The sequence below is a fragment of the Caenispirillum salinarum AK4 genome (assembly GCF_000315795.1).
GTDB lineage: Bacteria > Pseudomonadota > Alphaproteobacteria > Rhodospirillales > Rhodospirillaceae > Caenispirillum > Caenispirillum salinarum.
Genome location: NZ_ANHY01000012.1, coordinates 157,957 through 166,186, shown reverse-complemented (window position 1 = coordinate 166,186; position 8,230 = coordinate 157,957). Strand labels below are relative to the sequence as shown.

Genomic DNA, 8,230 nt, shown 5'->3' with positions numbered 1-8,230 from the left:
CCCCCCCCCCCCCCCCCCCCCCCCCCCCCCCCCCCCCCCGCCACATCAAGACACAACGAAAACAAACACATCCGCCGGACGGGAGGCGTCACTTCATGAACCACGTTCCTCAAAGCCACGCGGACGAAAACCACCAGCACCACGGCAGCGGCGAGAAAGACCTGCGGATCGCCGAAACGAACATCCCCCTGCCCTACCACGACCGCATTCGGCCGGTCTCCACGGCGCAGGTGTGGGGCTGGTTGCGGGCGGGCTGGGCGGATATGCGGGCGGCCGGCTGGCGCAGCCCGGCCTTCGGCGCGGTGTTCGTCGCGCTCGGCTATGCGATCTGGTTCGGGCTGGCGAGCTTCGGGATGCTCTACCTGCTGACCCCCATGATCGCCGGTTTCCTTCTTGTGGCGCCGTCCCTGGCGGTCGGCTTCTATGAAATGAGCCACCGCATGGAACAGGGCCGCGACCCCAGCTTCCGCTCGGCGCTGTTCTCGTTCCGGCACAACACCTTCCACATCCTGACCGCCGGACTGGTGCTGATGCTGTTCATGATGATCTGGGTGCGCATCGCCGCCCTGATCTTCGCTGTCAGCTTCCCCTACACCAACATGACCGGCCCTGCCCTGCTGTCCGCGTTGGGATCGGCCGACGGAATCGTGTTCCTGACGGTGGGCACCGTGATCGGCTTCGGGTTCGCGGTCGTCGCCTTCGTGTTCGGCGCGTTCAGCCTGCCCATGATGCTCGATCGGCGCAGCGATATCTTTGCCGGTGCCATTGTCAGTGCTCAGGCGGTCTTCAAAAGTCCGAAAGCCATGGTACTCTGGGCGGGACTGATCGTGGCGTTCACCGGCATCGGGCTGGCGACGGCCTTCCTGGGCCTGATCGTGACCCTGCCGCTGATCGGCCACGCCACCTGGCACGCCTACAGGGATGTTGTTGAATGGGACGATCCGCCGCCGCCCTCCTCGCCGTGATCGCGACCGCCGCGCTGACCGGCTGCTCCACGGTGGAGCAGATCCTGCCCATGGGGAACCAGACCCTGACCGTCACCCCCAGCGGCGGCGCCGCCTATGAGGGCCGGTGCATCGTACGCGGACAGGAGCCGGTAATCCTTGAGGGCTCCAGCGAACAGAGTTGGGAGCTTGGCGAAGGCGTGGACTGCCGGATCGTGCAGCAGGGCGACGGCAGCCTGAGCGCGGTGCTGACCGGACCCTCCGGCCTTGTCAGCCGCAGCGAGACCACCGGCGACGGCGCGTTCATCTCCATCGCGCAGCAGTAGGCCAGGCAGCCACGGTTCGCCCGTCACGCCCGCTGCGCGTGTCGGGCTTTCTTGATCTCGTACATGGCCTCGTCGGCGCGCTCCATCAGTGCGGCGACGCCCTCGCCGGTTTCGGGGTCGAGGGTCGAGGCACCGCAACTGGCGCCGACCGACAGCGACAGGTGACCGAACGCCACCCGCTTCTCCGCCACCGCCTGCGACAGTTTGGACGCCAGGGCGCGCGCCTGCTCCGCCCCCGTTTCGGGTGCCAGAATCGCGAACTCGTCGCCGCCCACCCGCGCCACAAGGTCGGAACTGCGGACGTTGTCGGCCAGCGCCTCGGCCACGCCCTTCAGCACCGCGTCGCCGGCCGCGTGGCCGTGAATGTCGTTGATGGGCTTGAAGCGGTCCAGGTCCACGAGGATCACCGACAGCGGCCGCCCGTAGCGCCGTGCCCGCTCGGCTTCGCCATGCAGCGCGCTGTCGAAGCGGCGGCGGTTGAAACAGCCCGTCAGGCCGTCACGAACGGACTGCTGAAGCAGCTCCTCGCGGCTTTCCTCCAGTTCCGCCATCAGGGTGTTGAAGTCGTCGGCCACCGATGTCACCTCGCGCGGCCAGATGGACCGGGGCGCAACGCGGCGGCCCAGGTCGTCGCGGTCGACGATGTGGCGCATGGTCTCCGACAGTTCCACGATGGGCCGCGTGATGAGGCGGCGGAGCATGATGAACAACAGCAGGAACAGGGCGACCGCGCCACCCACGTACAGCCATCCGGCCGATCGCAGCGTCACGCGCAGGGGCACGCGCAGTTCCTCGGTCGGGAACTGGATGTCGATGATGCCGTTCACGTCGCCGAGATTGGCGGTGTCATGGCACGACAGGCAGGATTCCTCGGCCAGCAACGGGTACAGGTAGCGGACGGACTCGCTGCTTTCGACCAGCCGCTCCGCGCCGTCCATGAAGGCCTGCCGCACCACCGGGTCATTCTCGCGCGCCTCGGCGGAGGGCGGATGAGCACCGAAGGCTTCGGCCACGCCGGCGCTGCGGTAGACGCGCACGTCCATGGTTTCATCGTGGCGGTTGATGCGCGAGATGATCTCGTCGATCTCGCTGCGGGTCCAGCCCTTGCGCATGACCGAGTACAGGTGATCGAACACCAGTTGCGAGGCGCGTCGCGATTCCGCCGTCGCCAGCCGCCTTACGGCGGCTTCCTCCTGATAGCTGGTGACGATGGGCATCCCCGCCGCTACCGCCGCCGCGACGCCGCTGAAAATGATCAAAAGCCACGCGCCGATGGACAGGCTATCCACAGCCCGCCGAATCATGAGCCGTCCCCCGCTGTATCCTCTTATCCCTCGCCGCAGAGCATACAGCACACGGAAGACGGGTCCAGCCCGAATGTCCCCACCGGCAGTGTGGCTGCCCAGTGCCGGCGGCGGACGGTCACCAGGGCCAGCCGAAGGGGCGCAGGAACTCGGACACCGGATTCAGGCGCGCCAGGCACCAGGCGTGCACCTTCCAGCGCCAGAAGGTTTCGGCGATGAAGGTGTCGTCGCGGCTGACCTTCCACTTGCGCCAGTGCGGCCAACTGGTGCGCTCCATGGTCACCAGTTGGCGGTGGTCGGACGGCATTTCGTATTCGCGCACCAGATAGGCGCCCTGGGAAAAGGTGCGGATGATCCGACGGTCCCACGCGGTCCCGCTCGACTCCGCGATCGCAGACGCATCCAGCATTGCTGCGGCCTCACACTCAAACGAACGTGTCCTCCGCCACCGTCCGAACGCGGCGATGGCGGGTCGGCGTGCCGGGCGTTGGTCCCGGCGCCGCGCGACCCCTGGTGCGGGGATAAACGCGCGCGCCGCCGCATGGTTTGAGTTTAGGCTGCCTCGATCGGTCGCGCCATTCTCCGGGCGGCTATGAGGAACTCGATATTGCCCTCGGGGCCCGTGATCGGGCTTTCCGTCAGGCCCACCACTTCCCACTCCGGCAGGCCCTCGAGCCAGCCGCGGATGGTCTCGCACACTTCGCGGTGCAGCGCCGGGTCGCGCACCACGCCGCCCTTGCCGACGCGCTCCTTGCCCACCTCGAACTGCGGCTTGATGAGGGCGACCAGCCATGCCCCCTCCCGCGCCAGCGCCATGGCGGCGGGCAGCACGGTGCGCAGGCCGATGAAGCTCGCGTCGCACACCACCATGTCCACGGGCTCGGGAATGTCGGCGTCGGTCAGGTGGCGGGCATTGGTGCGCTCCATCACCACCACGCGGTCGTCGGTGCGCAGGCGGTGGGCGAGCTGGCCGTAGCCGACATCGACCGCGTAGACCTTCCGCGCGCCGTTCTGCAACATCACGTCGGTGAAGCCGCCGGTGGAGGCGCCCACGTCGATGGCGGTCAGCCCGGCCGGGTCGATCTGGAACTGCTCGATGGCCTTGGCGAGCTTGAGCCCGCCGCGCGACACCCAGGGGTGGTCCTGCCCGCGCACCTCAAGGGCGGTGTCGGCAGCGATCTTCTGCCCCGCCTTGTCCAGCTTGCGCTCGCCGGAGAACACCTTGCCGGCCATGATGAGCGCCTGGGCGCGCGTGCGCGTCTCGACAAGGCCCCGGTCGACCAGCGCCTGGTCGAGCCGGACCTTTTCCACCTTTTCCGTCGGCATGTCAGGCGCGCGCCGCACCCTCTTCACCCCGGCCCAGCGCCTTCAGCGCCGTCGCCGCGATGTCCTCGGGGCGCAGGCCGGCCATGGCGATCTGGGTGTCGGGCTTCTCGTGCTCGATGAAGCGGTCGGGGAAGCACATGGTGCGGACCTTCAGGCCGGCGTCCAGGAGGCCTTCCTCGGCCAGGAAGTGCAGCACGTGCGCGCCGAAGCCGCCGCGCGCGCCTTCCTCGACCGTAATCAGCACCTCGTGATCGGCGGCCAGGCGCCGCACCAGGTCGGTGTCGATGGGCTTGGCGAAGCGGGCATCGGCGACCGTACACGACAGGCCCTTCGCCGCCAGGTCCTCGGCGGCCTTCTGCGCGGCCGTCAGGCGGGTTCCCAGCGACAGGATGGCGACGGTCGAACCCTCGCGCAGGACGCGGCCCTTGCCGATCTCCAGCACCTCGCCCTTCTCGGGAAGCTGCGTGCCCACGCCCTCGCCGCGCGGATAGCGGAAGGCGAACGGGCCGCTGTCGTGGGCGACGGCGGTCGCGACGGCATGCACCAGTTCCGCCTCGTCGGCGGGGCACAGGAACGTCATGTTGGGCAGGCAGCACAGGTAGCAGAGGTCGAAGCTGCCCTGATGGGTCGCGCCGTCGGCGCCGACGAAGCCCGCGCGGTCGATGGCGAAGCGCACCGGCAGGTTCTGGATCGCCACGTCATGCACGACCTGATCGTAGCCGCGCTGCAGGAAGGTGGAGTAGATGGCGGCGAAGGGCTTGTAGCCCTCGCTGGCGAGGCCGGCGGCAAAGGTGACGGCGTGCTGCTCGGCGATGCCCACGTCGAACGTGCGTTCGGGGAACTCCTTGCCGAACTTGTCCAGGCCGGTGCCGCCCGGCATGGCGGCGGTGACGGCGACCACCTTGTCGTCCTCGCGCGCCTCCTCCACCAGCGCCTTGGCGAAGACCGAGGTGTAGCTGGGCGCGTTGGGCTTGGCCTTGGCCTGCGTGCCGGTCACCACGTCGAACTTGGAGACGCCGTGGTACTTGTCGGCGGCGGCCTCGGCGGGCGCATAGCCGCGGCCCTTCTGGGTGATGCAGTGGATGAGCACCGGCCCCTGCGGGTCGCTGTCACGGACGTTCTTCAGCACCGGCACTAGGTGGTCCATCTTGTGGCCGTCGATGGGGCCGACGTAGTAGAAGCCCATTTCCTCGAACAGGGTACCGCCGGTGACCATGCCGCGGGCGTATTCCTCCGCCCGCTTGGCGGCGCGGTTGATGGGGCCGGGGAAGCGGGCCGCCATCTCCTTGGCAAGCTGGCGCGCCGACAGCCAGGGCTTGGACGACAGCACCTTGGACAGGTACGCCGACATGGCGCCCACGGCGGGCGCGATGCTCATGTCGTTGTCGTTCAGGATGACGATCAGCTTGGCATCCATGGCGCCGGCGTTGTTCATGGCCTCGTACGCCATGCCGGCCGACATGGCGCCATCGCCGATGACGCAGATGACGTGCCGGTCGTCGCCCGCCAGGTCGCAGGCCACCTTCATGCCCAGCCCCGCCGAGATGGACGTGGAGCTGTGGCCGGCGCCGAAGGGATCGTACTCGCTCTCGCTGCGCAGGGTGAAGCCCGAGATACCGCCCGGCTGGCGCACCGTGCGCAGGCCGTCGCGCCGGCCGGTGACGATCTTGTGCGGATAGCACTGGTGGCCGACGTCCCAGATCAGGCGGTCGGTGGGAGTATTGAAAACGTGGTGCAGCGCCACCGTCAGCTCGACCACGCCAAGGCCGGCGCCCAGGTGCCCGCCGACGCGCGACACGGCGTCGATCAGGTCGGCGCGCACCTCGTCGGCCAACTGGGCCAGTTGGTCGACGGACAGCTTGCGCATGTCCTCGGGGCTCTTGACGGTGTCCAGGAGGGGGGTCTCAAGTCGCTGGGTCAAGACGGTGTCCTCTGCGGAGCAAGCAATCGGGATCAGGCGCGGCGCGTCAGCACGAACTGGGCGACGTCGCGCAGCAGGTCGGCCTCGCGGTCGAAGGGTTTCAGATGCGCAACGGCCTGCTGTATCAACATTTCGGCCTGCGTGCGCGCTCGCTCAACCCCCAGAAGCGAAACAAAGGTCTGTTTGCCGGCGGCGGCGTCCTTGCCGATGGTCTTTCCGACCTCGGCAGCGTCGCCTTCCACGTCCAGCAGGTCATCGACGATCTGGAAGGCCAGCCCCATGTCGTGGGCGTAGCTGGACAACGCCTGGCGCAGGCTGGGCGCCGCCTTGCCCAGGATCGCGCCGGCCAGGCAGGAAAAACCGATCAGCCGGCCGGTCTTCATCTGGTGCATGCGGGTGACGGCGTTGACGTCCATGAAACGGCCGTAGGATTCGTCGCGCTCGGCCAGCAGGTCGACCATCTGGCCACCCACCATGCCGCGCCCGCCGGCGGCCTTCGCCAGTTCGGTCACGAGGTCGGCGCGGACCGCCGGATCGGTATGGGCACCGGGATCGCCCAGAAGCTCGAACGCCCGGGTCAGCAGGGCGTCGCCGGCCAGAATGGCGGTGGCCTCGTCGAACTCCACATGACAGGTGGGCCGGCCGCGGCGCAGATCGTCGTCGTCCATGGCCGGCAGGTCGTCGTGCACCAGCGAATAGCTGTGCACCATCTCCACCGCCGCTGCGACGCGCAGGGCCGCCTTTTCGGACACATTGAACAGCCCGGCGCTGGTCATCACCAGGAAGGGGCGCAGCCGCTTGCCGCCGTTCAGGCAGGAATAGCGCATGGCCTGCCACAGGCGTACCTCGGGGCAGTCATCCACCGGCAGAAGGCGCGTCAACTCTTCTTCCACGGCGGCGGCGCGGTCGGCCATGATCTCGGGCAGGCGGCTCATGCGTGTGGACACTCCTGGGCGATGCGGCGGAAAACGGCATCCGGACGATGGGCACCGGGTGCAAGGCGGGGCGGCGACAAAGGGGTCAGCCCACGTCCAGCGGCGTCGCGCCGGTGGGGCGGCCGTCGCCGGACAGGGTGATCTTCTCCACCCGCTGGCGGGCCTCGTTCAGCTTGGTCTCGCAGTGCTTGCGCAGCGCCACGCCCCGCTCGTAGGCGTCGACGGCCTCATCCAGCTTGACCTTGCCGCCCTCAAGCTGGCGGACGATGTCCTCCAGCGCGGTCATGGCGTCCTCGAAGGAAAGCTGGGCGATGTCGGCGGGAATGGAAGCGTCTTCGGCCATGCCTGGGTCTTGTCCTGCAAAACTTTCGGAAGGGGCCGAAGTCTAAATCCCGGCGCGCCTCCATGGCAAGCAAACAACCCTTTGCGGCCACCGGCATTCCGGCGCCTACGCCCGGAGTGGTACCGGCTCAGAGCCCCATCAGCGCGCGGACATGCGCCACGGTGCAACCGGCCAGGGCGCGGATGTCGTAGCCGCCCTCCAGCACGGAGACGACACGGCCTTCGCAGCAGTCGTCGGCGATCGCCATCAACTCCTTGGTCGCCCACACGAAATCCTGCACCTGGAACAGCAGGTAGGCCATGGGATCGCTGGCGTGCGCGTCGAACCCGCAGCTGATGATGATGAGGTCCGGGTCGAACTCTCGCAAGCGCGGAAGGATCTCGTCGGACATGGCCTGGCGGAACTCGTCCCCGCCCGAGCGCACCGGCAGCGGCACGTTGACGATGTTGTCGTGTGCCCCCGTCTCGGCCGGCGCACCCGAATTGGGCCACTGGGGAAACTGATGGGTCGACGCATAGAACATGTCCGGGTCGTCCCAGAAGATGTGCTGCGTGCCGTTGCCGTGGTGGACGTCCCAGTCGATGACCGCCACCCGCTTTAGGCCGTGCTCGGCGCGGGCGTGATAGGCACCGATGGCGGCGTTGTTGAACACGCAGAACCCCATCGCCATTTCGCGCTCGGCGTGGTGCCCGGGCGGGCGCACCGGGCAGAAGGCGTTGCGCACCTCGCCCTTGCACACGGCATCCACCGCCGTGCAGACGGCCCCGGCGGCGCGCAGCGCGGCCTCTCCGCTTTCGGGGCTGAGAACGGTGTCGCCGTCGATGTGGTGGTGCCCGTCGTGGGGCACGGCATCCATCACGCGCTCGATGTAGCTGAGCGGATGAACCCGCATGAGCTGCTCGCGGGTGGCATGGGGGGCTTCCTCGCGGTGGAGCATCATGAAGTCCTCGGCCTCCAGCACGCGCATGATGGCCCGCAGACGGTCGGAATTCTCGGGATGGAGGTCCCCGGTGTCGTGATCGATGCACGCATGATGCGTGACCAGAAGCGTCGCCATGTCCCACCGGCCTCCCCGCCGCCCAATTTTGCCGCCGGGACGGCTTCCCCGGCGTTCCTTCCACAGAATCGTCC

Annotated in this window: 9 protein-coding genes; 2 read left to right on the top strand and 7 right to left on the bottom strand. The window is 68.3% G+C overall.

What is annotated here, in order from left to right:
- Positions 1 to 95: 95 nt before the first annotated feature.
- Together C882_RS13080 and C882_RS13075 are read left to right on the top strand one after the other, a co-directional pair.
- Complete coding sequence (locus C882_RS13080; RefSeq protein WP_009541096.1) at positions 96 to 965, top strand: DUF2189 domain-containing protein; 870 nt, start codon at positions 96 to 98, stop codon at positions 963 to 965.
- Complete coding sequence (locus tag C882_RS13075) at positions 932 to 1,270, top strand: hypothetical protein (RefSeq protein ID WP_009541095.1); 339 nt, start codon at positions 932 to 934, stop codon at positions 1,268 to 1,270. Before C882_RS13080 ends, C882_RS13075 begins: the two co-directional genes overlap by 34 nt.
- 23 nt (positions 1,271 to 1,293) lie before the next feature.
- On the opposite strand, the gene C882_RS23300 is transcribed toward C882_RS13075, so the two are convergent.
- From C882_RS23300 to C882_RS13040, 7 genes are all read right to left on the bottom strand, one after another.
- Complete coding sequence (locus C882_RS23300; RefSeq protein ID WP_009541094.1) at positions 1,294 to 2,574, bottom strand: GGDEF domain-containing protein; 1,281 nt, start codon at positions 2,572 to 2,574, stop codon at positions 1,294 to 1,296.
- Positions 2,575 to 2,692: 118 nt separating this feature from the next.
- The gene (locus C882_RS13065) at positions 2,693 to 2,983 is read right to left on the bottom strand and encodes a hypothetical protein (RefSeq protein ID WP_009541093.1); all 291 of its coding nucleotides are present in this window, start codon (positions 2,981 to 2,983) and stop codon (positions 2,693 to 2,695) included.
- 143 nt (positions 2,984 to 3,126) lie between these two features.
- Positions 3,127 to 3,900 carry a TlyA family RNA methyltransferase gene (locus C882_RS13060; RefSeq protein ID WP_009541092.1) on the bottom strand — a complete coding sequence of 258 codons (774 nt, stop codon included), beginning with the start codon at positions 3,898 to 3,900 and terminating at the stop codon, positions 3,127 to 3,129.
- Between the two features lies 1 nt (position 3,901).
- On the bottom strand, positions 3,902 to 5,821 hold the full coding sequence (gene dxs, locus C882_RS13055) for a 1-deoxy-D-xylulose-5-phosphate synthase (protein WP_009541091.1): 1,920 nt from the start codon (positions 5,819 to 5,821) through the stop codon (positions 3,902 to 3,904).
- Between the two features lie 32 nt (positions 5,822 to 5,853).
- A complete protein-coding gene (locus C882_RS13050) occupies positions 5,854 to 6,756 on the bottom strand; it encodes a polyprenyl synthetase family protein (protein ID WP_009541090.1) in 903 nt (300 codons plus the stop codon).
- An 85-nt stretch (positions 6,757 to 6,841) separates the two neighbouring features.
- Positions 6,842 to 7,099: an exodeoxyribonuclease VII small subunit gene (locus C882_RS13045; protein WP_009541089.1), complete on the bottom strand. Its 258-nt coding sequence runs from the start codon at positions 7,097 to 7,099 to the stop codon at positions 6,842 to 6,844.
- A 127-nt stretch (positions 7,100 to 7,226) separates the two neighbouring features.
- Complete coding sequence (locus C882_RS13040; RefSeq protein ID WP_009541088.1) at positions 7,227 to 8,156, bottom strand: histone deacetylase family protein; 930 nt, start codon at positions 8,154 to 8,156, stop codon at positions 7,227 to 7,229.
- Positions 8,157 to 8,230 lie beyond the last annotated feature (74 nt).

Bases quoted from the DNA above. Each gene is read 5' to 3' on its own strand.
- C882_RS13065 (WP_009541093.1), bottom strand. From the start codon at position 2,983: ATGCTGGATGCGTCTGCGATCGCGGAGTCGAGCGGGACCGCGTGGGAC.
- C882_RS13060 (WP_009541092.1), bottom strand. From the start codon at position 3,900: ATGCCGACGGAAAAGGTGGAAAAGGTCCGGCTCGACCAGGCGCTGGTC.
- C882_RS13080 (WP_009541096.1), top strand. From the start codon at position 96: ATGAACCACGTTCCTCAAAGCCACGCGGACGAAAACCACCAGCACCAC.
- C882_RS13045 (WP_009541089.1), bottom strand. From the start codon at position 7,099: ATGGCCGAAGACGCTTCCATTCCCGCCGACATCGCCCAGCTTTCCTTC.
- C882_RS13075 (WP_009541095.1), top strand. From the start codon at position 932: ATGGGACGATCCGCCGCCGCCCTCCTCGCCGTGATCGCGACCGCCGCG.
- C882_RS23300 (WP_009541094.1), bottom strand. From the start codon at position 2,574: ATGATTCGGCGGGCTGTGGATAGCCTGTCCATCGGCGCGTGGCTTTTG.
- C882_RS13050 (WP_009541090.1), bottom strand. From the start codon at position 6,756: ATGAGCCGCCTGCCCGAGATCATGGCCGACCGCGCCGCCGCCGTGGAA.
- C882_RS13040 (WP_009541088.1), bottom strand. From the start codon at position 8,156: ATGGCGACGCTTCTGGTCACGCATCATGCGTGCATCGATCACGACACC.